This is a genomic window from Erythrobacter sp., assembly GCF_011765465.1.
Taxonomy (GTDB): domain Bacteria; phylum Pseudomonadota; class Alphaproteobacteria; order Sphingomonadales; family Sphingomonadaceae; genus Erythrobacter.
In genome coordinates this window covers 605,303-622,895 of record NZ_CP050265.1, presented here as the reverse complement: position 1 = coordinate 622,895, position 17,593 = coordinate 605,303, and the positions used below count along the sequence as shown (strand labels likewise).

General features: G+C 63.9%; 27 protein-coding genes. 1 reads left to right on the top strand and 26 read right to left on the bottom strand.

What is annotated here, in order from left to right; genetic code table 11:
- The 26 genes from rpsE to G9473_RS02890 all read right to left on the bottom strand — a co-directional run bounded on the left by rpsE (position 1) and on the right by G9473_RS02890 (position 16,331).
- Positions 1 to 798, bottom strand: coding sequence for a 30S ribosomal protein S5 (gene rpsE, locus G9473_RS03015; protein ID WP_291135877.1), 798 nt, complete (start codon positions 796 to 798; stop codon positions 1 to 3).
- Positions 798 to 1,142, bottom strand: a complete 345-nt coding sequence (gene rplR, locus G9473_RS03010; protein WP_291135875.1) for a 50S ribosomal protein L18 — start codon at positions 1,140 to 1,142, stop codon at positions 798 to 800. Before rplR ends, rpsE begins: the two co-directional genes overlap by 1 nt.
- A gap of 1 nt (position 1,143) precedes the next feature.
- Positions 1,144 to 1,677 carry a 50S ribosomal protein L6 gene (rplF, locus tag G9473_RS03005; RefSeq protein WP_291135873.1) on the bottom strand — a complete coding sequence of 178 codons (534 nt, stop codon included), beginning with the start codon at positions 1,675 to 1,677 and terminating at the stop codon, positions 1,144 to 1,146.
- Positions 1,677 to 2,072 (bottom strand): 30S ribosomal protein S8, encoded by a 396-nt coding sequence (rpsH, locus tag G9473_RS03000; protein ID WP_291135871.1) that lies wholly within the window; start codon positions 2,070 to 2,072, stop codon positions 1,677 to 1,679. Before rpsH ends, rplF begins: the two co-directional genes overlap by 1 nt.
- A gap of 11 nt (positions 2,073 to 2,083) precedes the next feature.
- Positions 2,084 to 2,389 carry a 30S ribosomal protein S14 gene (gene rpsN, locus G9473_RS02995; RefSeq protein ID WP_034905004.1) on the bottom strand — a complete coding sequence of 102 codons (306 nt, stop codon included), beginning with the start codon at positions 2,387 to 2,389 and terminating at the stop codon, positions 2,084 to 2,086.
- A 42-nt stretch (positions 2,390 to 2,431) separates the two neighbouring features.
- Positions 2,432 to 3,013: a 50S ribosomal protein L5 gene (rplE, locus tag G9473_RS02990; RefSeq protein WP_291135868.1), complete on the bottom strand. Its 582-nt coding sequence runs from the start codon at positions 3,011 to 3,013 to the stop codon at positions 2,432 to 2,434.
- Complete coding sequence (gene rplX / locus G9473_RS02985) at positions 3,006 to 3,326, bottom strand: 50S ribosomal protein L24 (protein WP_291135866.1); 321 nt, start codon at positions 3,324 to 3,326, stop codon at positions 3,006 to 3,008. The genes rplE and rplX overlap by 8 nt, the downstream gene beginning before the upstream one ends.
- Before the next feature lie 2 nt (positions 3,327 to 3,328).
- Positions 3,329 to 3,697 carry a 50S ribosomal protein L14 gene (rplN, locus tag G9473_RS02980; protein WP_010411138.1) on the bottom strand — a complete coding sequence of 123 codons (369 nt, stop codon included), beginning with the start codon at positions 3,695 to 3,697 and terminating at the stop codon, positions 3,329 to 3,331.
- Between the two features lie 77 nt (positions 3,698 to 3,774).
- On the bottom strand, positions 3,775 to 4,065 hold the full coding sequence (rpsQ, locus tag G9473_RS02975; RefSeq protein ID WP_291135862.1) for a 30S ribosomal protein S17: 291 nt from the start codon (positions 4,063 to 4,065) through the stop codon (positions 3,775 to 3,777).
- 10 nt (positions 4,066 to 4,075) lie between these two features.
- Positions 4,076 to 4,297, bottom strand: a complete 222-nt coding sequence (gene rpmC, locus G9473_RS02970; protein WP_291135860.1) for a 50S ribosomal protein L29 — start codon at positions 4,295 to 4,297, stop codon at positions 4,076 to 4,078.
- Positions 4,297 to 4,731 (bottom strand): 50S ribosomal protein L16, encoded by a 435-nt coding sequence (rplP, locus tag G9473_RS02965; protein WP_291135858.1) that lies wholly within the window; start codon positions 4,729 to 4,731, stop codon positions 4,297 to 4,299. The genes rpmC and rplP overlap by 1 nt, the downstream gene beginning before the upstream one ends.
- 31 nt (positions 4,732 to 4,762) lie before the next feature.
- On the bottom strand, positions 4,763 to 5,458 hold the full coding sequence (gene rpsC, locus G9473_RS02960; RefSeq protein WP_291135857.1) for a 30S ribosomal protein S3: 696 nt from the start codon (positions 5,456 to 5,458) through the stop codon (positions 4,763 to 4,765).
- 3 nt (positions 5,459 to 5,461) lie between these two features.
- Positions 5,462 to 5,839 carry a 50S ribosomal protein L22 gene (gene rplV / locus G9473_RS02955; RefSeq protein WP_291135856.1) on the bottom strand — a complete coding sequence of 126 codons (378 nt, stop codon included), beginning with the start codon at positions 5,837 to 5,839 and terminating at the stop codon, positions 5,462 to 5,464.
- Entirely contained in the window at positions 5,839 to 6,114 is a 276-nt protein-coding gene (gene rpsS / locus G9473_RS02950) for a 30S ribosomal protein S19 (RefSeq protein ID WP_291135854.1), read from the bottom strand. Before rpsS ends, rplV begins: the two co-directional genes overlap by 1 nt.
- Positions 6,115 to 6,120: 6 nt before the next feature.
- Complete coding sequence (gene rplB / locus G9473_RS02945; protein WP_291135852.1) at positions 6,121 to 6,957, bottom strand: 50S ribosomal protein L2; 837 nt, start codon at positions 6,955 to 6,957, stop codon at positions 6,121 to 6,123.
- Between the two features lie 14 nt (positions 6,958 to 6,971).
- Positions 6,972 to 7,280 (bottom strand): 50S ribosomal protein L23, encoded by a 309-nt coding sequence (locus tag G9473_RS02940; protein ID WP_291135851.1) that lies wholly within the window; start codon positions 7,278 to 7,280, stop codon positions 6,972 to 6,974.
- On the bottom strand, positions 7,273 to 7,896 hold the full coding sequence (rplD, locus tag G9473_RS02935) for a 50S ribosomal protein L4 (RefSeq protein WP_291135849.1): 624 nt from the start codon (positions 7,894 to 7,896) through the stop codon (positions 7,273 to 7,275). Before rplD ends, G9473_RS02940 begins: the two co-directional genes overlap by 8 nt.
- Before the next feature lie 3 nt (positions 7,897 to 7,899).
- Positions 7,900 to 8,703, bottom strand: coding sequence for a 50S ribosomal protein L3 (gene rplC / locus G9473_RS02930; RefSeq protein ID WP_291138181.1), 804 nt, complete (start codon positions 8,701 to 8,703; stop codon positions 7,900 to 7,902).
- Between the two features lie 262 nt (positions 8,704 to 8,965).
- Positions 8,966 to 9,277: a 30S ribosomal protein S10 gene (rpsJ, locus tag G9473_RS02925; protein ID WP_040715017.1), complete on the bottom strand. Its 312-nt coding sequence runs from the start codon at positions 9,275 to 9,277 to the stop codon at positions 8,966 to 8,968.
- A 336-nt stretch (positions 9,278 to 9,613) separates the two neighbouring features.
- On the bottom strand, positions 9,614 to 10,804 hold the full coding sequence (tuf, locus tag G9473_RS02920; RefSeq protein ID WP_291135845.1) for an elongation factor Tu: 1,191 nt from the start codon (positions 10,802 to 10,804) through the stop codon (positions 9,614 to 9,616).
- A 93-nt stretch (positions 10,805 to 10,897) separates the two neighbouring features.
- The gene (gene fusA, locus G9473_RS02915; RefSeq protein ID WP_291135843.1) at positions 10,898 to 12,991 is read right to left on the bottom strand and encodes an elongation factor G; all 2,094 of its coding nucleotides are present in this window, start codon (positions 12,989 to 12,991) and stop codon (positions 10,898 to 10,900) included.
- Between the two features lie 160 nt (positions 12,992 to 13,151).
- Positions 13,152 to 13,622, bottom strand: a complete 471-nt coding sequence (rpsG, locus tag G9473_RS02910) for a 30S ribosomal protein S7 (RefSeq protein ID WP_291135841.1) — start codon at positions 13,620 to 13,622, stop codon at positions 13,152 to 13,154.
- 142 nt (positions 13,623 to 13,764) lie between these two features.
- A complete protein-coding gene (rpsL, locus tag G9473_RS02905) occupies positions 13,765 to 14,136 on the bottom strand; it encodes a 30S ribosomal protein S12 (protein WP_006831873.1) in 372 nt (123 codons plus the stop codon).
- A gap of 596 nt (positions 14,137 to 14,732) precedes the next feature.
- Complete coding sequence (locus tag G9473_RS02900; protein ID WP_291135811.1) at positions 14,733 to 15,131, bottom strand: hypothetical protein; 399 nt, start codon at positions 15,129 to 15,131, stop codon at positions 14,733 to 14,735.
- 137 nt (positions 15,132 to 15,268) lie between these two features.
- The gene (locus G9473_RS02895) at positions 15,269 to 16,039 is read right to left on the bottom strand and encodes a DUF3800 domain-containing protein (RefSeq protein ID WP_291135809.1); all 771 of its coding nucleotides are present in this window, start codon (positions 16,037 to 16,039) and stop codon (positions 15,269 to 15,271) included.
- Positions 16,020 to 16,331: a hypothetical protein gene (locus tag G9473_RS02890; protein WP_291135807.1), complete on the bottom strand. Its 312-nt coding sequence runs from the start codon at positions 16,329 to 16,331 to the stop codon at positions 16,020 to 16,022. The genes G9473_RS02895 and G9473_RS02890 overlap by 20 nt, the downstream gene beginning before the upstream one ends.
- A gap of 429 nt (positions 16,332 to 16,760) precedes the next feature.
- Between G9473_RS02890 and G9473_RS02885 the strand changes: the two genes are divergently transcribed.
- Positions 16,761 to 17,444, top strand: a complete 684-nt coding sequence (locus G9473_RS02885; RefSeq protein ID WP_291135805.1) for a hypothetical protein — start codon at positions 16,761 to 16,763, stop codon at positions 17,442 to 17,444.
- Positions 17,445 to 17,593 lie beyond the last annotated feature (149 nt).

The window sequence follows — 17,593 nt, the reverse complement described above, 5'->3', positions numbered from 1 at the left end:
TTACTCCACAATCGCCGCGGCCTCGGCTTCCGCCTCGGCCTCGCTCGCACCGCCGCGACCGAGCAGGTCGGCGACCTTCTTGCCGCGACGCTGGGCGACCGACTTGGGCGAGCTCTGGTTGGTGAGCGCATCGAAAGTGGCGCGGATCATGTTATAGGGATTCGAGGTTCCGACCGACTTCGTCACGACATCGGAAACGCCGAGGCTCTCGAACACGGCGCGCATCGGGCCGCCTGCGATAATGCCGGTGCCGGGAGGCGCGGTGCGCACGGTGACCTTGCCCGCGCCGAAGTGACCCTTGCCGTCATGATGCAGCGTGCGGCCTTCCTTGAGCGGCACGCGGATCATCTTCTTGCGCGCGGCGGCGGTCGCCTTGGTGATGGCTTCCGGCACTTCGCGGGCCTTGCCGTGGCCGAAGCCGACGCGGCCCTGGCCGTCGCCGACCACCACGAGAGCTGCGAAACCGAAGCGCTTGCCGCCCTTCACCGTCTTGGAGACGCGGTTGATGTGGACGAGCTTCTCGATGATGCCATCGTCCTCTTCCTCGCGCCGGCCGCCACGGCCGCCGTCACGACCGCGCCCGCGGCCACGACCGCGATCGCCGCCATCCCGGCCGCCACGACCGCCGCGCCCGCGACGGGGCTCTTCGGTCGGCTGGGCGGTGGGCTCCTGCGAGGCAGACTGGTTGTCGGCCGCTTCGGACGGAGTTTCCGCCTTGGCTTCGGCAGCCGGAGCCGGGCTCGCGGCGTTTTCCGTCGCTTCGGTGTTTTCGGTGTTTTCGTTGTTCTCGGCCATCATCAGAACTCCAGCCCGCCTTCGCGGGCGGCATCGGCCAGCGCCTTGACGCGGCCATGGTAGAGGAACCCGCCGCGATCGAACACGACAGTGGTCACGCCCGCCTTCTTGGCGGCTGCGGCGATGTCCTTGCCGACCTTGCTCGCGGCTTCGACATTCGCGCCGCTGCCCTTCACGCCGAGCGTCGAGGCGGCGGCGAGGGTCTTGCCCTCGGCGTCGTCGATGATCTGCGCATAGATATGCTTGCCGGTGCGATGGACCGACAGGCGCGGCTTGTCGCCCGAGCGCTTGCGAAGCGCGCTGCGCACCCGCATACGGCGGCGTTCGAAAAGGGAAAGCTTTGCCATCTTACTTCTTCTTCCCTTCCTTGCGGAAGATGTACTCGCCGCGATACTTGATGCCCTTGCCCTTGTAGGGCTCCGGCTTGCGGAACTCGCGGATTTCAGCAGCGAACTGGCCGACGGCCTGCTTGTCGATGCCGGAGATCTCGACCGTGGTCTGGTCGGGAGTCTTCACCTCGAGCCCTTCGGGCACGTCGAGGTCGACATCGTGGCTGAAGCCGAGCTGCAGCTTGAGCTTCTTGCCCTGGGCCTGAGCACGGAAGCCGACGCCCGAAATCTCGAGGGTCTTGGTGAAACCCTCGGTCACGCCCTCGACGAGATTCGAGACGAGCGTGCGCTGCATACCCCAGTAGGACCGCGCCTTCTGGCTGTCGTTGGCCGGGTTGACCGAAATCGCCCCGTCCTCGAGCTTGTACTCGACGAGGTCGGACAGGCCCATCGAAAGGGTGCCCTTGGGCCCCTTCACGCTGAGCAGGCCGTTTTCGATATTGGCGGTGACGCCCGAAGGGATCGTCACCGGCTTCTTGCCGATGCGGCTCATCAGAACACCTCCGCCAGCACTTCGCCGCCGACATTGTTCGCGCGGGCCTCGGCGTCCGAGAGCACGCCGCGCGGGGTCGAGACGATGGTGATGCCAAGGCCGTTGCGCACAGTCGGGAGCTCCTTGCAGCCCGAATAGATGCGGCGGCCGGGCTTCGAGACGCGCGCGACGTGCTTGATCGCCGGCTCGCCTTCGAAATACTTGAGTTCGATCCGCAGCGCCTTGTGCTTGCCGCTCTCGTCCTCGGAATAGCCACGGATGTAGCCTTCGCGGGTGAGCACTTCGAGCACGTTCGCGCGCAGCTTGGACGCGGGCGACAGGACGGAGTCCTTCTTCGCCTGCTGGCCGTTGCGGATGCGGGTGAGCATGTCACCCAGGGGATCGGTCATAGCCATCTGTCAGGTCCTCACCAGCTCGACTTGGTCAGGCCCGGGATCATGCCCCGGTTGCCAAGCTGACGCAGTTCGATGCGGTTGATGCCGAACTTGCGGTAATAGCCGCGCGGGCGGCCGGTGGTGGCGCAGCGGTTGCGCACCCGGGTCGGGTTCGCGTTGCGCGGGATCTCGGCCATCTTGAGACGCGCCATGAGACGCTCGGTCTCATCGAGGCTCTCGTCGTTCGCGATCGCCTTCAGCTTCTCGTACTTGGCCGCGTATTTCTTCACGAGCTTCTTGCGACGCTCGTTCTTGTTGATCGAACTCAGTTTCGCCATGGACTTAAGCTCTCTTCTTTCGTGTCTCTGTCAGGAACCGGCTCACGCCGCTTCCTTCTGTTCGCTCTTGGCCTCGCCCTGGAAGGGGAAGCCGAACAGGCGCAGCAGCTCGCGCGCCTCTTCGTCGGTCTTGGCGGTGGTGGTCACGATGATGTCCATCCCCCGCACCTTCTCGATCTTGTCGTAGCTGATCTCGGGGAACACGATCTGTTCCTTGAGACCCATCGCGTAATTGCCGCGCCCGTCGAACGAACGCGCGTTGAGCCCGCGGAAGTCGCGGATGCGCGGCATGGCCACGGTCACCAGACGATCGAGGAATTCGTACATACGTTCGCGGCGCAGGGTGACCTTGCAGCCGATCGGCATGCCTTCGCGCAGCTTGAACTGGGCGATCGACTTCTTGGCCTTGGTGATGACCGGCTTTTGCCCTGCGATCAGAGCCATTTCCTCGGCGGCGGTCTGAACCTTCTTCTTGTCCTGGCTCGCCTCGCCCACGCCCATGTTGAGCGTGATCTTCTCGAGCTTGGGGACTTCGAGCCGGTTCTTGTAACCGAACTTCTCGGTCATCGCCTTGACGATTTCCTCGTCGTACTTCTTGCGCAGGCGCGGCGTGTAATCAGCCATCGATGGTCTCCCCACTCTTCACGGCGACGCGCACCTTCTTGCCGTCCTTCTCCTCGAAGCGGACGCGGGTGGGCTTGCCGTCCTTGGGATCGGCCAGCGCGACCTTCGAGATGTGCATCGGGGCCGGGAACCGGTCGATGCCACCCTGCGGATTCTGCTGGCTCGGCTTGCGGTGACGGGCGACGACATTGACGCCCTCGACGACGACCTTGCCTTCCTTGGGCAGAACCTGGGCGACCGTGCCGGTGCGGCCCTTGTCCTTGCCCGAAAGCACGACGACGCTGTCACCCTTGCGGATCTTTGCGGATGCCATGATCAAAGCACCTCCGGGGCGAGCGAAATGATCTTCATGAAGCCGCGGCCGCGCAGTTCACGCACGACGGGGCCGAAGATGCGGGTGCCGATCGGCTCCTCGCTCTTGTTGACGAGAACCGCGGCGTTGCTGTCGAAGCGGATCACGCTACCGTCGGGACGGCGCACGTCCTTCTTGGTGCGCACGATCACCGCGCGGTGAACGTCGCCCTTCTTGACCTTGGCCCGCGGCTGGGCCTCCTTGACGGAGACCACGATCACGTCGCCGACGGAGGCAAAGCGACGCTTCGACCCGCCCAGCACCTTGATGCACTGGACGCGCTTCGCGCCGCTGTTGTCCGCGACGTCGAGATTGGATTGCATCTGGATCATCGATCCGGTTCCTTCTCACTGGCTTGCCGGGACGCCCAATTCGACTGGAGCCCGGCAGTTCCGTTTACGTCTGTTTCTCAGTTGCCCGCGGCTTCGACGTCGAGATCCGCCTCGATCGCCTGGGTGCCGCCGGAGACGACCTGGTCCTTGACGCGCCAGGTCTTCGTCTTCGACATCGGGCGGCATTCCTCGATCCGCACGACGTCGCCGACGCTGTATTCGTTGTTCTCGTCGTGAGCGTGATAGTTCTTCGAACGACGGATGATCTTCCCGTAGAGCGGGTGCTTCACCTTGCGTTCGACCTTCACGGTCACGGTCTTGTCGGTCTTGTCGGAGGTGACAGTCCCGATCAGGATACGTTTCGGCATTGTCTGCTCCTTAAGCCTTTGCGTCCGCGCTCTTGGCGCGCTCGCTCTGCAGCGTCTTGATCTTGGCGATGGTGCGACGCACCTCGCGGATCCGCGCCGGGTTCTCGAGCTGGTTCGTCGCCGCCTGGAAGCGCAGGTTGAACTGCTCGCGCTTGAGCTCGGTCAGCTCGGCGATGAGCTGGTCGTCGGTCTTGGCGCGCAGGTCTTCGATGGTGGTCGTGTTGGCGGCCATTATTCGCCTCCCAGGTGCGAGGTGTCGCCAAAGCGGCCGACGACCTTGGTCTTGATCGGAAGCTTCATCGCGGCGCGCTCGAAAGCCGATGCGGCGAGCGGCCCGGGCACACCGTCGAGCTCGAACAGGATCCGGCCCGGCTTCACGCGCGCGGCCCAGTATTCGACCGAGCCCTTGCCCTTGCCCTGACGGACTTCGGCGGGCTTCTTGGATACCGGCACGTCGGGGAAGACGCGGATCCAGAGGCGGCCCTGACGCTTGATGTGGCGGGTGATCGCACGGCGCGCGGCCTCGATCTGGCGAGCAGTGATCCGCTCGGGCTCCAGAGCCTTGAGGCCATAGGAGCCGAAGTTCAGGGTGGTGCCACCCTTGGCCTCGCCCTTGATCTTGCCCTTGAAAGCCTTGCGATACTTGGTTTTCTTCGGTTGCAGCATTGTCTCTTACCTATCTGGTCGCCCGTGCGCCTCAGCGCGCCGGACGAACCCCCGAAGTCTGCGATTCCATCATCAGACGGTCCTGCGCGGTCGGATCGTGGCCGAGGATCTCGCCCTTGAAGATCCACACCTTGATCCCGATGATCCCGTAGGCGGTGAGCGCCTCGGTCTCGGCATAGTCGATGTTGGCGCGCAGCGTGTGAAGCGGCACACGGCCTTCGCGATACTGCTCGACGCGGGCGATTTCCGCGCCGCCCAGACGGCCGCCGCACACGATGCGAATGCCTTCCGCGCCGAGACGCATGGCCGACTGCATCGCTCGCTTCATAGCCCGGCGGAACGCCACGCGGCGGACCAGCTGGTCGGCGATGCCCTGAGCGACGAGCTTGGCGTCGATTTCCGGCTTGCGGATTTCAACGATGTTCAGCTTCACTTCGCTTTCGGTCATGCCGGCGAGCTTGGCGCGCAGCTTCTCGATGTCGGCGCCCTTCTTGCCGATGATGACGCCCGGACGCGCGGCATAGATCGACACGCGGCACAGCTTGGCCGGACGCTCGATCACCACCTTCGAGATCGCTGCCTGCGGCAGGCTCTCGAGGATGTACTTGCGCATCTCGATGTCTTCCTTGAGCAGCCCCGCATAGTCACGCCCTTCGGCGTACCAGCGGCTGTCCCAGGTGCGGTTGATCTGCAGGCGCAGACCGATCGGATTACTCTTCTGGCCCATGGTTTACGCCTCTTCCTGTTCGCGCACGACGATGCGAAGCCGGCTGAAGGGCTTCAGGATCCGGGTCGACTTGCCGCGGCCGCGCGTGTGGAACCGCTTCATGGTGATCGACTTGCCGACCGAAGCTTCCGCCACGACCAGCGCGTCGACGTCGAGATTGTGGTTGTTCTCCGCGTTGGCGATCGCCGAGGCGAGCACCTTCTTCGCGTCCTTCGCCATCCCCTTCTTGGAGAATTCGAGGATGTTGAGAGCCTCTTCGGCCTTCTTGCCGCGGATCAGTTCAGCGACGAGGTTCAGCTTCTGCGCCGAACCACGGATCGTGGTGCCGACGGCCAGCGCTTCGTTTTCGCCGACGCGGCGGGGTGCCTTTGCCTTGCCCATTATCGCTTGCCCTTCTTGTCGGCGGCGTGGCCCGGGAACGTGCGCGTGGGCGCGAATTCACCGAGCTTGTGACCGACCATCTCTTCGGAAACCGAGACGGGGATGAACTTGTGCCCGTTATAGACGTTGAACGTCAGCCCGACGAACTGAGGCAGGATGGTGGAGCGACGCGACCAGGTCTTGATCGGCTTGCCGCCACCGGCATCCTGAGCTGCCTCGGCCTTCTTGAGCAGGCTGAGTTCGACGAACGGACCTTTCCAGACGGAACGTGCCATCGTGCCTTACCTCTTCTTCTTCGCGTGACGCGAACGGATGATCATCTTGTCCGTCTGCTTGTTGTTGCGCGTGCGCGCGCCCTTGGTCGGCTTGCCCCAGGGAGTGACCGGGTGACGGCCACCGCTGGTGCGGCCTTCACCACCACCGTGCGGGTGGTCCACCGGGTTCTTGGCGACGCCGCGGGTCAGCGGGCGACGGCCCTTCCAGCGGCTGCGACCGGCCTTGCCGAAATTCTGGTTCTGATTGTCGGGGTTCGAAACCGCTCCGACCGTCCCCATGCAATCGGCGCGCAGGTAACGCTGTTCGCCCGAGTTGAGGCGCACGATGACCATGCCGCGGTCGCGACCGACGAGCTGGACGTAGGCGCCCGCCGAACGGGCGATCTGGCCGCCCTTGCCCGGCTTCATCTCGACATTGTGGCAGATCGTACCGACCGGCATCTGGCCGAGCAGCATGGCGTTGCCCGGCTTGGTGTCGGTCTTCTCGCCCGCGACGACCGTGTCGCCCACGGCGAGACGCTGCGGCGCGAGGATGTAGGCCTGCTCACCGTCCTCGTACTTGACGAGCGCGATGAAGGCGGTCCGGTTCGGGTCGTATTCGATCCGCTCGACCGTCGCGGGAACGTCCCACTTGCGGCGCTTGAAATCGACGATGCGATAGCGCTGCTTGTTGCCGCCGCCGATGCCGCGGCTGGTGACGTGGCCCTTGTTGTTGCGGCCCCCGGTCTTGCGCTTGCCCTCGGTGAGCGACTTGACCGGCTTGCCCTTCCAGAGCTGCGTCTTGTCGATCAGGATGAGGCCGCGGCGCGCCGGGCTTGTCGGTTTGTAGTTCTTGAGTGCCATTTCTTTGGTCCGCCTCAGATACCGCTGGTGATGTCGATCATCTCGCCTTCGGCGAGGGTGACGACAGCCTTCTTGAAGTCCGAACGCTTGTAGGGCTTGCCCCGCCAGCGCTTCGACTTGCCCTTGGTGACGATGGTGTTCACCGCGACGACCTTCTTGTCGTAGACCGCCTCGACCGCCTCCTTGATCTGCGGCTTGGTCGCATCGTTCGCCACGCGGAAGACGACCGCGTTGTTCTCAGAAGCCAGGGTCGACTTCTCGGTGATGTGCGGCGCCAGGATCACGTCGTAGTGACGCGCATCGATCTCGCTCTTCTTAGCCATTGAAGCGCGCCTCCAGCTTGGCGACAGCGTCCTTGGTCAGGACGAGCGTGTCGTGGTTGAGGATGTCGTAGACATTGGCACCCATCGCCGGGAGCACGTTGACGCCCGGGATGTTGCCGGCAGCCTTCTTGAAGCCGTCGTTCACGGCATCGCCGTCGATCACCAGCACCTTGCCATTGAGGCCCGCCTTGGCGAAATGCCCCTTGAGAACCTTCGTCTTGGCTTCGGCCAGTTCGAGGCTGTCGACGACGACGAGGCCGTCCTTCGCCTTGGTCGAAAGCGCCATCTTGAGGCCGAGCGCGCGGATCTTCTTGTTGAGCGACTGCTCGAAGTCACGCTTGCGCGCGCCGTGCGCCTTGCCGCCGCCGATGAAGATCGGAGCCTTGCGGTCGCCGTGGCGAGCGCCGCCCGAACCCTTCTGGCGGACGAACTTCTTGCCGGTGCGCGCCACGTCCGCACGCTCACGCGTCGGGCGGGCGGTGCCGCGGCGGTTCTCCAGCTGCCAGGTCACGACCCGGTGCAGGATGTCGGCACGCGGGGTCACGCCGAAGACGTCATCGTTGAGTTCGATGTCGCCGGACGCTTTCCCGTCGATTTTCTGGACCTTCACCTTCATGGCTCAGTCTTCCTTGCTTTCGTCGCCGGCCGGAGCGTTGGCTTCGGGCGCGGGAGTGTCGACAGCCGCCTCGACCGCGGTCTCGTCGACCTGCGCCTCGGCAGCGGGTTCATCGTTCTGCGGGGCGGCGGTCTCGAGGATCGCACCGGGGAACGGGGCGCCTTCGGGAAGCGGCAGCTTGATCGCATCGCGGACCAGCAGCCAGCCGTTCTTCGCGCCGGGGACCGAACCCTTGACGAAAAGAAGGCCGCGCTCGGCATCGGTGCGGACGATCTCGAGGTTCATCTGGGTGCGCTGGCGGTCGCCCATGTGGCCCGCCATCTTCTTGCCCTTGAAAACCTTGCCCGGATCCTGGTTCTGACCGGTCGAACCGTGCGAGCGGTGCGAGATCGACACGCCGTGGCTGGCACGAAGGCCACCGAAGCCCCAGCGCTTCATCGCGCCCGCAAAGCCCTTGCCCTGCGTGTGGCCGGTGATGTCGACCTTCTGGCCGGCGACGAAGTGGTCCGCGCTGATCTGCGCGCCGACCGGCACGAGGCCGTCTTCGCCTTCGACCCGGAATTCCGCGGTCCGCTTCTTGAGGCCCACGCCCGCTTTCGCGAAATGCTCGCGCTGCGGCTTGGCCACGTTCTTCTGCTTCGCTTCGCCCGCGCCGAGCTGGACGGCGAAATAGCCGTCGCGGTCAGCGGTGCGGTGCGAGACGACCTGACAGTCTTCCAGCGCGAGAACGGTGACCGGCACGTGCCGACCGTCCTCCTGGAAGAGGCGGGTCATCCCGACTTTCTTTGCGATCACGCCGGTGCGCATCGTCATAGACTCCTAAACAGAGGCACAAGGGGACCATCCCCAGGTGCTTGCCAGCCCGATTTTTCGATGCATCGCCCCGTCCGGGCTGATTTGCGCGCGACGACCACATGGGCCGCTGCGAGCGAGACGGAGGACGCAGCCCGGCTCAAGCCGGCGGTATCCCAATGTCTTGCCGATCCCTGAAGGAGCGGCGGGGCCGTTGGAGCCCCTGAAACCTTCCGGCCCGTTTAGCGTCCGGCCGGACGGACGGGAGACAAACGGCTTACGCCAGCTTGATCTCGACGTTCACACCCGCAGCAAGGTCGAGCTTCATAAGAGCATCGACCGTCTGGGCGTTGGGCTGCACGATGTCGAGCAGCCGCTTGTAGGTGCGCACCTCGAACTGCTCGCGCGACTTCTTGTCGATGTGCGGGCCGCGGTTCACGGTGAACTTCTCGATACGCGTCGGCAGGGGAATGGGACCACGAATAAGAGCACCCGTGCGCCGAGCGGTCTCGGCAATCTCGCCAGTGGCCTGGTCGAGAACGCGGTGGTCGAACGCCTTGAGGCGAATGCGGATATTCTGTGCTTCCATGTCCTACTACCGATGCGAAAGAGCCAGGGAGCGCTTCCCGAAAGGGTCACACCCCAAAAATAAAAGGCCCGCCCCGCTTGAGCCCGGTTTCCCGGAACGGGCGGCCTTGTTGAATTTCGTTGCAGCCGAAACGAATCCGGCAGCGATGGCGCGCGTATACGGAGACGAAGGTTGGAGCGCAAGCCCCCTTCTGTCACCGAATTTACGCGAAGCCGCGATTGGTCTCCCCCGCTCGCCCGGACGCGCGCGAAAGGAGCTTCCATAAATTGGGGCCCGGCTCCCCCTGAAGGAAACCGGGCCCCATTTTCTCGCGTCACCCCTTGCGGGGCAAACGGCTTACTTGGTGATCTTCGAGACCACGCCCGAGCCGACCGTGCGGCCGCCTTCGCGGATCGCGAAGCGCAGACCTTCGTCCATGGCGATCGGGGCAATGAGCTTGACGCCGATCGTGACGTTGTCGCCCGGCATGACCATCTCGGTGCCTTCGGGAAGGATCACTTCGCCGGTCACGTCGGTGGTGCGGAAGTAGAACTGCGGGCGGTAGTTGGCGAAGAACGGCGTGTGACGGCCGCCTTCGTCCTTCGACAGCACGTAGACTTCGGCGCTGAATTCGGTGTGCGGGGTGACCGAACCGGGCTTGGCGAGGACCTGGCCACGCTCCACCTCGTCACGGCCGACGCCGCGGATCAGCGCACCGATGTTGTCGCCGGCTTCGCCCGAGTCGAGCAGCTTGCGGAACATCTCGACGCCGGTGACCGTCGTCTTGGTGGTGTCCTTGATGCCGACGATCTCGACTTCGTCGCCGACCTTCACGATGCCGGTTTCGACACGGCCGGTGACGACGGTGCCGCGACCCGAGATCGAGAACACGTCCTCGATCGGCATCAGGAAGTCCTTGTCGACCGGACGGTCGGGCTGCGGGATATGCTCGTCGACGGCATTCATCAGCTCGATGATCGAGTTCTTGCCGATCTCGTCGTCGCGACCTTCGAGGGCGGCGAGAGCCGAGCCCTTGATGATCGGAATGTTGTCGCCGTCGAAGTCGTAGTTCGAGAGCAGTTCGCGCACTTCGAGCTCGACGAGTTCGAGGATTTCCTCGTCATCGACCTGGTCGACCTTGTTGAGGTAGACGACCAGCGCCGGCACGCCGACCTGACGGGCGAGCAGGATGTGCTCGCGGGTCTGCGGCATGGGGCCGTCGGCGGCGTTCACGACGAGGATCGCACCGTCCATCTGCGCCGCGCCGGTGATCATGTTCTTGACATAGTCGGCGTGGCCCGGGCAGTCGACGTGGGCGTAGTGACGCTTTTCGGTCTCGTATTCGACGTGCGCGGTCGAAATGGTGATGCCGCGCTCGCGCTCTTCGGGAGCCTTGTCGATGTTGGCGAAATCGACGGCCGCGCCGCCATAGACTTCCGCCATGACCTTGGTGATCGCCGCGGTCAGCGTGGTCTTGCCGTGGTCGACGTGACCGATCGTGCCGATGTTGCAGTGCGGCTTGTTCCGCTCAAATTTTTCCTTCGCCATTTCTCGTTTGTACCTTCTCTTGAGATGATTTCTTAGCGGGAGAAAGGGCGGGCCCGCTCGAAACAGGCGCCGCCCCTAGCCTTGCTTTGCCGCTTAGGCAAGCTTCTCCTTGACCTCCTGCGCGACGTTCGCCGGGACTTCGTCGTAATGCGAGAACTGCATCGTGTACTGCGCGCGGCCCTGGGTGAACGAGCGCAGTTCGTTGACGTAGCCGAACATGTTGGCGAGGGGCACGTGCGCCTCGACGACCTGGGCGTTGCCCCGGCTGTCGGTGCCCTGGATCTGGCCGCGGCGGCTGTTGAGGTCACCGATCACGTCGCCGAGGTAATCCTCGGGCGTCACGACCTCGACCTTCATGATCGGCTCGAGCAGCTTGATCCCGGCCTTCTGAGCCGCTTCGCGCATCGCACCGCGACCGGTGATCTCGAACGCGACGGTCGAGGAGTCGACGTCGTGATACTTGCCGTCCACGAGGCGGATCGTGAAGTCGATGATCGGGAAGCCGACAAGGTGGCCGCTTTCGGCCTGCTCGCGCATGCCCTTCTCCACGGACGGGATGTATTCGCGCGGGATGTTGCCGCCCTTGATCTCGTCCTCGAAGATGATGCCCTGGCCGCGTTCACCCGGGGTGACGACGACCTTGGCTTCGCCGAACTGGCCCGAACCACCCGACTGCTTCTTGTGGGTGTAGGTGATCTCGACTTCCTTCGCGAGTGATTCGCGATAGGCCACCTGCGGCGCGCCGACATTGGCCTCGACCTTGAATTCGCGCTTCATGCGGTCGACCAGAATGTCGAGGTGAAGCTCGCCCATGCCCTTGATGATGGTCTGGCCGGATTCGTGATCGGTCGAGACGCGGAAGGACGGGTCCTCGGCCGCGAGACGATTGAGCGCGACGCCCATCTTCTCCTGGTCGGCCTTGGTCTTGGGTTCGACCGAAAGCTCGATCACCGGATCGGGGAATTCCATCCGTTCGAGGATGATCGGAGCCGACGATGCGCACAGCGTATCGCCGGTGGTCGTTTCCTTGAGGCCCGCGATGGCGACGATGTCGCCGGCGAAGGCTTCCTCGATGTCCTCGCGGTTGTTCGAGTGCATGAGCAGCATTCGCCCGATCTTTTCCTTCTTGTCCTTGACCGAGTTGAGCACGCTGCCCTTCGACAGCTTGCCCGAATAGATCCGGGTGAAGGTGAGCGAGCCGACGAAGGGGTCGTTCATGATCTTGAACGCGAGCGCGGCGAAGGGCTCGTCGTCCGAGGACGGGCGGGTCGCCTTCTCCTCGCTGTCGGGCAGGACGCCTTCGATCGGGGGAACGTCGATCGGCGAAGGCATATAGTCGATCACCGCGTCGAGCAGGGGCTGGACGCCCTTGTTCTTGAACGCCGAGCCGCACAGGACGGGGACGAAGGCGCGCGCCATCGTGCCCTTGCGGATGAGCCGCTTGAGCGTGGCCACGTCGGGTTCGTTGCCCTCGAGGTACTCCATCATGACATCGTCGTCCTGTTCGACGGCGGTCTCGATGAGCTTCTCGCGGTATTCGGCGGCCTTGTCCTTCAGGTCGTCGGGAATGTCGACATAGTTGAACTTCGCGCCGAGACCTTCGGACTCCCACACGATCCCGCGATTGTTGACGAGGTCGACGACGCCCTGGAGGTCGCTCTCCGCACCGATCGGCAGGTAGAGCACCAGCGGGGTCGCGCCGAGGCGATCGATGATCGACTGGACGCAGTAGTAGAAGTCGGCCCCGGTGCGGTCGAGCTTGTTGATGAAGCACATCCGCGGAACCTTGTACTTGTCCGCCTGGCGCCACACGGTTTCAGACTGCGGTTCCACACCGGCGACACCGTCGAATACTGCGACGGCACCGTCGAGCACGCGCAGCGAGCGCTCGACTTCGATCGTGAAGTCGACGTGGCCGGGGGTGTCGATGATGTTGATGCGGTGCTCTTCGCCCTGGCCGTCATCGGCGCGCCAGAAGGTCGTGGTCGCGGCCGAGGTGATGGTGATGCCGCGTTCCTGCTCCTGCTCCATCCAGTCCATGGTCGCGGCGCCGTCGTGGACCTCGCCGATCTTGTAGGACTTGCCGGTGTAATAAAGGATCCGCTCGGTCGTGGTGGTCTTGCCGGCGTCGATATGCGCCATGATACCGATATTGCGGTAGCGTTCGATCGGATGGCTGCGTGCCATGGTGGTTTCCTCGGTTTTGGTGGAGCGCCCGGCCTGTTTCCTACAGCCCGTGCCGGACCCGCCTCGGTCCAAGCGCGCCCCATATAGGGATTAATGTGACGGCGATAAGACGGGCGCGGCCTTTATCGACAGCCCCCGTCCCAGCGCCCGCACGGCTCGCCTACCAGCGGTAATGCGAGAACGCGCGGTTCGCGTCGGCCATGCGGTGCGTGTCCTCGCGCTTCTTGACCGCATTGCCGCGATTGTTCGCCGCATCGAGCAGCTCGCCCGAAAGCCGCGCGGCCATCGTCGTTTCCGGACGCCCGCGCGCGGCCGAGATTAGCCAGCGGATCGCGAGCGCCTGGGCACGCTCGGGACGCACCTCGACCGGCACCTGGTAGGTCGCACCGCCGACGCGGCGGCTGCGCACCTCGACCTGCGGCTTCACGTTGTTGAGCGCTTCGTGGAAAAGCTGCACCGGATCGGCCTTGGCCTTGGCCTCGACCGTATCGAGCGCGCCATAGACGATCTTCTCGGCAACGGCCTTCTTCCCGTCGAGCATGAGGTTGTTCATGAACTTCGAGAGCACCTGATCCTTGAACTTCGGATCGGGCAGGATTTCCCGCTTCTCGGGACGACGACGACGTGACATCTTTTAAAAACTCCTTCGGAGACTTCCGGAGCCGGCCCTCTCCCCCGCCCTTCCACCCGGACATCGTATCCTCGAGGGTGGAAGGGCGGGGGAGAGGGCTGGCCGGGCGCCAAGCTTCAGGCGGATGCCTGAAGCGGACCCATTATTTAGGCCGCTTGGCCCCGTACTTCGAACGCGACTGCTTGCGGTCCTTCACGCCCTGCGTGTCGAGCACGCCGCGCAGCACGTGGTAGCGCACGCCGGGAAGGTCGCGCACACGCCCGCCGCGGATCAGCACGACCGAGTGCTCCTGCAGGTTGTGGCCCTCGCCCGGGATGTAGGAGATGACCTCGCGCTGGTTGGTGAGACGCACCTTGGCGACCTTGCGCAGCGCCGAGTTCGGCTTCTTCGGGGTCGTCGTGTAGACGCGGGTGCACACGCCGCGCTTCTGCGGGTTCTGCTCCATCGCAGGGACCTTGCTCTTGGCCTTCTGCGGAACGCGGCCCTTGCGGACCAGCTGGTTGATAGTCGGCATATTTTCTCGCTTCGCTCGTTGCTCACCTCATCCGGGCGGAAAAGTGGGAGCCACTTTTCCTGATGAGGTTCGGTAGTCCTCAATTCTGTTGCACCAGCCCGAGGGCGGGGGCGGTCCCCATTTTCGCTGAAGGGGCGCAGCGTTTGCCGCTAACCTTTCGCGCGGGCGGAGAACCCACAAACTCATTATTCCCGGCGCGCGCCCGAAGACGCTGGCCGGATCGGCAGCTTGTCGAAACCGTCGATGTGTGGAGGGATTAGCCTTGTGCCCCCGTCGTCATCCCCGCGAAAGCGGGAACCTGAGCGGGAACGAAAACGCGCACAAAGCGCCCTTCCCGCCCGGAGGCACAAGCCGAAACGCTCCACCCACCTGCACAGCCGGTCAAGGCCACCGAGGGTTACTCTGACGGCCGCCCCAAACACGAAAGGCCCGCCTCGTGAGAGGCACGGGCCGAAGGGACGAGGACCGCCATTGTTCAGCTCTATGTCTTTCGGCGAGGCAAGCGGCGCAAGGGCCGGTCACCCACCGAACGAGCGCGCCCTCTATGTTGGATTTGGGGCGGGGTCAAGGGTTCCCTTCATCACGAAGCTGGCGCTTCAGTCGCTCCTCTCGCTCGCGCAGTTCCTCGGCAATCCTCGCGAGTTCTTTCGCCCGCCCCGGCGTAATGGGTTCATCCTTATCTGGCATTCCTGAAGCAACGTCCCCTGCTTGCTCGTATCCTCGCGTTTGGCCTTTTTCTGCCCCGATGTATCGACCCAAAGAATATCGGGCCGCTTGTTCTGGCACAATTCCGCCAGCGTCAGGATTTGCAGGCGCGGGTGCTTGAGCCCGGTATATTGGCTTTCCCACACGCAGACCGCCGCCGGGTCGCGTTCCATCGCGCGGGTCGGTGGTTCGGCGGTGAGGAACACGCCGAGCGGCGCTTTCTCGCACTCCATCACCTGCGCGACGCGGGCGATGTCCTTGACACCGAACGCCCCGCCCTTCCACGGCACGGCCTTGACGGCCGAGAGCCCTCAGAATTCGAACTGGCGCTTGTCGCCCAACGTTGACCAAGCTGAAGGCTGAAACTATATAAGTGGTGCCGGGAGTGCGTCACTTAGCACGTCGAGGCTATGGCCTCGCCCGGCGTCTATGCCAAGATATTGCCTCGCCAATCTGCTTTCGGGAAACGGGCTACTCCCCACCCATCAATTTTTCCAGCCGCTGAAGTGCGGAAAGACGGGCGAAGCTTATCGAACCAGAGTCGGTCATTATGTGTTTGGGCGCGCCAGATCGCACCTGCAACCATGTCAACCAACTGAATACCTACACTTAGATGACTCGGCGCGAAGAATAGACCTTCTACGAAGTTGTCGTAGTTTGAGGAGTATCGCCCTGTCTCGCGCACTAGGCGCTCGTGTTGGTGCCGCATCCGATCATCGTCACCGCGACCGCGGTGGTCTGCAACGATGAGCCCATAGCTGTCGCGTCCGCTAGTTCGGGTAATATCTTGCAGAAGATACTGAAAACGTTCTGTTACCGGCTTATACGTCCGAAAATAGAGATCATCCTCCGTGTTCACGTTTCCAAGGCCGTATGCCGTGGGGCATTCGCTTATGCATGCGATAATCTTGCATGATTTTGTTTCAGTAATGATCGAGAAGACCCTGTCCCGAAAAGCATTTCGTTCATCTTGTCCCCAACCTACCATCGGATTGTCGGGATCATCATTCCTTGGCGCAAAATAGCGCCATTTCACCTCACCATGATAACCAGCTGCGCGCTTTAAGCCTGACAGCTTGTCATGCATTCCCATCCAGCGATCTTCTGGAATGACCAGGCCCGCCATGACGAAGTAGCTAAGAGGTTGAACTTCGGGCTTCGGAGGTGTGCCACTCTCATCAACAAATAGCAGATACATAATCCCACCTCGTAGCTTCGTTCGGCATCGCCCGCAGCAATTTGAAGGCATCAGAATTGCCGCTTCGCATCACCTCGTCGAAAGCGGCCTCCGCCGTGTCGTTCCAGTGCCACGTGTCCTCGAACGCTTCGATATGGGCATCCGACTGCTGGCCTTCCGGAGACTTGAACAGGATGTTGTAATTGGCGTTCGAATTGAACGGCGGGTCGAGATAGATGAGGTCCACGCTCTCGTCCGCGATGTGTTCGCGCAGCACGTCGAAATTGTTGCCGTAATAGAGCGTGTTGGTCATCGCGTACCCCTGACCGGTCTCGGATAAACAGCAGGAAGCTGGACCCCGGGTCAAGCCCGGGGCGACGATAGGGCGAGAATAACGGCGGCGAAGCCGCCGCAAGGGCGACCGCCCGCCCGCAGGTGCCCCGTAGCGAAGCGGAGGGAACAGCACCGAGAACGCTCGCCCGGATGGGCGAGCGCAAAGCAAAAGACTCCTCGCCTCATAGCGCCACCTCCGCTCCCCACCCCCAACCCCCTTCCCGCGGGGAGGGGGCTGATCTTCCGCCTTCCCGGCCCCGAGTCCTTTTCTGTGGCCCTGCCGAGGACCGCTGCGCCCGGCCCTGCCCCCGGTTCCACGCGATTGAGGGCGCGCCGCCGGGCCACTGATATGCCACCGGCAGGGCGGGATTTTCCTACTCGGGAAATCTGTGCAATCTCCCCGCGGGCCATGACCAAGCCCCGCTCCACCCCGCCGCTCTCGCGCGATCCGTCGCGTCCCATCATCCGCAACAAGCGCGCGATCGCGCGCCAGGCGTGTTCGCAGGTCGCCTTCGTGCGGGAGAAGCCCGGGCCCGGCGACCCGCTGCTCGATTTCGAGCCGGTCGTGCCGCGCACGCTGCGCAAGAACTCGATCACGCCCGAGCTCCAGCGCGAATTCATCGCGCACCTCGCCGCGACCGGCATCGTGCGCGATGCGGCGCGGCATATCGGGCGCAGCAACGAGGCGCTCTACCGGCTGCGGCAGAAACCCGGGGCGGAGGGCTTTCGCGCGGCGTGGGAGCGGGCGCTCGACTGGGCGATGACGCGGCTCGAGGATTCGGCCTTCGCCCGCGCGCTCAGGGGGGAGGAGCGGCCGATCATCCACCGCGGCGAGATCGTCGGCTACGAGCGGCGCTGGAACGATGCGCTGGTGATGTTCTTCCTCAGGGCGCGGCTGGCGGACCGCTATGCGCCCGCCGCCCACATCACGCCCGGCCACCCGGTCTACGAACGCATCCGCCGCGAGGTCGAGGAGGAGGCGCGCGCGCGGGCCAACGACCCGGCGAACGTCGCCCGCGTGCGCGAGGCGATCGATGCCAAGGTGCGCGCGTGGCGCAAGGAGCTCGAGGCCGGGGAGGACAGTGCGGACTAGGCGCGGGGTGCGGCCCGGTGTCCGGGTGCGGCAGAAGTGTTGCAAAATGGGCAAGGCTATCAATTAGGCCACTTTTCCGCTCGTCAAAGGATCGTTAATACGGCATCGGGGCCAGCCGCTTCGACAATCGCGGGGCGGGTATAATGACA

What these genes read in the sequence shown, in the direction of transcription:
- rplD (WP_291135849.1), bottom strand. Translation starts at nt 7,896, where the DNA reads ATGAAGGTGAAGGTCCAGAAAATCGACGGGAAAGCGTCCGGCGACATC.
- rplC (WP_291138181.1), bottom strand. Translation starts at nt 8,703, where the DNA reads ATGCGCACCGGCGTGATCGCAAAGAAAGTCGGGATGACCCGCCTCTTC.
- rplV (WP_291135856.1), bottom strand. Translation starts at nt 5,839, where the DNA reads ATGGGCAAGGCAAAGGCACCCCGCCGCGTCGGCGAAAACGAAGCGCTG.
- rpsH (WP_291135871.1), bottom strand. Translation starts at nt 2,072, where the DNA reads ATGGCTATGACCGATCCCCTGGGTGACATGCTCACCCGCATCCGCAAC.
- rpsE (WP_291135877.1), bottom strand. Translation starts at nt 798, where the DNA reads ATGATGGCCGAGAACAACGAAAACACCGAAAACACCGAAGCGACGGAA.
- rpsG (WP_291135841.1), bottom strand. Translation starts at nt 13,622, where the DNA reads ATGTCACGTCGTCGTCGTCCCGAGAAGCGGGAAATCCTGCCCGATCCG.
- rplF (WP_291135873.1), bottom strand. Translation starts at nt 1,677, where the DNA reads ATGAGCCGCATCGGCAAGAAGCCGGTGACGATCCCTTCGGGCGTCACC.
- tuf (WP_291135845.1), bottom strand. Translation starts at nt 10,804, where the DNA reads ATGGCGAAGGAAAAATTTGAGCGGAACAAGCCGCACTGCAACATCGGC.
- rpsL (WP_006831873.1), bottom strand. Translation starts at nt 14,136, where the DNA reads ATGCCGACTATCAACCAGCTGGTCCGCAAGGGCCGCGTTCCGCAGAAG.
- rplN (WP_010411138.1), bottom strand. Translation starts at nt 3,697, where the DNA reads ATGATCCAGATGCAATCCAATCTCGACGTCGCGGACAACAGCGGCGCG.
- rplP (WP_291135858.1), bottom strand. Translation starts at nt 4,731, where the DNA reads ATGCTGCAACCGAAGAAAACCAAGTATCGCAAGGCTTTCAAGGGCAAG.
- fusA (WP_291135843.1), bottom strand. Translation starts at nt 12,991, where the DNA reads ATGGCACGCAGCCATCCGATCGAACGCTACCGCAATATCGGTATCATG.
- rpmC (WP_291135860.1), bottom strand. Translation starts at nt 4,297, where the DNA reads ATGGCCGCCAACACGACCACCATCGAAGACCTGCGCGCCAAGACCGAC.
- rpsQ (WP_291135862.1), bottom strand. Translation starts at nt 4,065, where the DNA reads ATGCCGAAACGTATCCTGATCGGGACTGTCACCTCCGACAAGACCGAC.
- rpsS (WP_291135854.1), bottom strand. Translation starts at nt 6,114, where the DNA reads ATGGCACGTTCCGTCTGGAAAGGTCCGTTCGTCGAACTCAGCCTGCTC.
- rplE (WP_291135868.1), bottom strand. Translation starts at nt 3,013, where the DNA reads ATGGCTGATTACACGCCGCGCCTGCGCAAGAAGTACGACGAGGAAATC.
- rplB (WP_291135852.1), bottom strand. Translation starts at nt 6,957, where the DNA reads ATGGCACTCAAGAACTACAAACCGACAAGCCCGGCGCGCCGCGGCCTC.
- G9473_RS02890 (WP_291135807.1), bottom strand. Translation starts at nt 16,331, where the DNA reads ATGACCAACACGCTCTATTACGGCAACAATTTCGACGTGCTGCGCGAA.
- rplR (WP_291135875.1), bottom strand. Translation starts at nt 1,142, where the DNA reads ATGGCAAAGCTTTCCCTTTTCGAACGCCGCCGTATGCGGGTGCGCAGC.
- G9473_RS02885 (WP_291135805.1), top strand. Translation starts at nt 16,761, where the DNA reads ATGACCAAGCCCCGCTCCACCCCGCCGCTCTCGCGCGATCCGTCGCGT.
- rpsC (WP_291135857.1), bottom strand. Translation starts at nt 5,458, where the DNA reads ATGGGCCAGAAGAGTAATCCGATCGGTCTGCGCCTGCAGATCAACCGC.
- rplX (WP_291135866.1), bottom strand. Translation starts at nt 3,326, where the DNA reads ATGGCATCCGCAAAGATCCGCAAGGGTGACAGCGTCGTCGTGCTTTCG.
- G9473_RS02940 (WP_291135851.1), bottom strand. Translation starts at nt 7,280, where the DNA reads ATGGCTAAGAAGAGCGAGATCGATGCGCGTCACTACGACGTGATCCTG.
- G9473_RS02895 (WP_291135809.1), bottom strand. Translation starts at nt 16,039, where the DNA reads ATGTATCTGCTATTTGTTGATGAGAGTGGCACACCTCCGAAGCCCGAA.
- rpsJ (WP_040715017.1), bottom strand. Translation starts at nt 9,277, where the DNA reads ATGGAAGCACAGAATATCCGCATTCGCCTCAAGGCGTTCGACCACCGC.
- rpsN (WP_034905004.1), bottom strand. Translation starts at nt 2,389, where the DNA reads ATGGCGAAACTGAGTTCGATCAACAAGAACGAGCGTCGCAAGAAGCTC.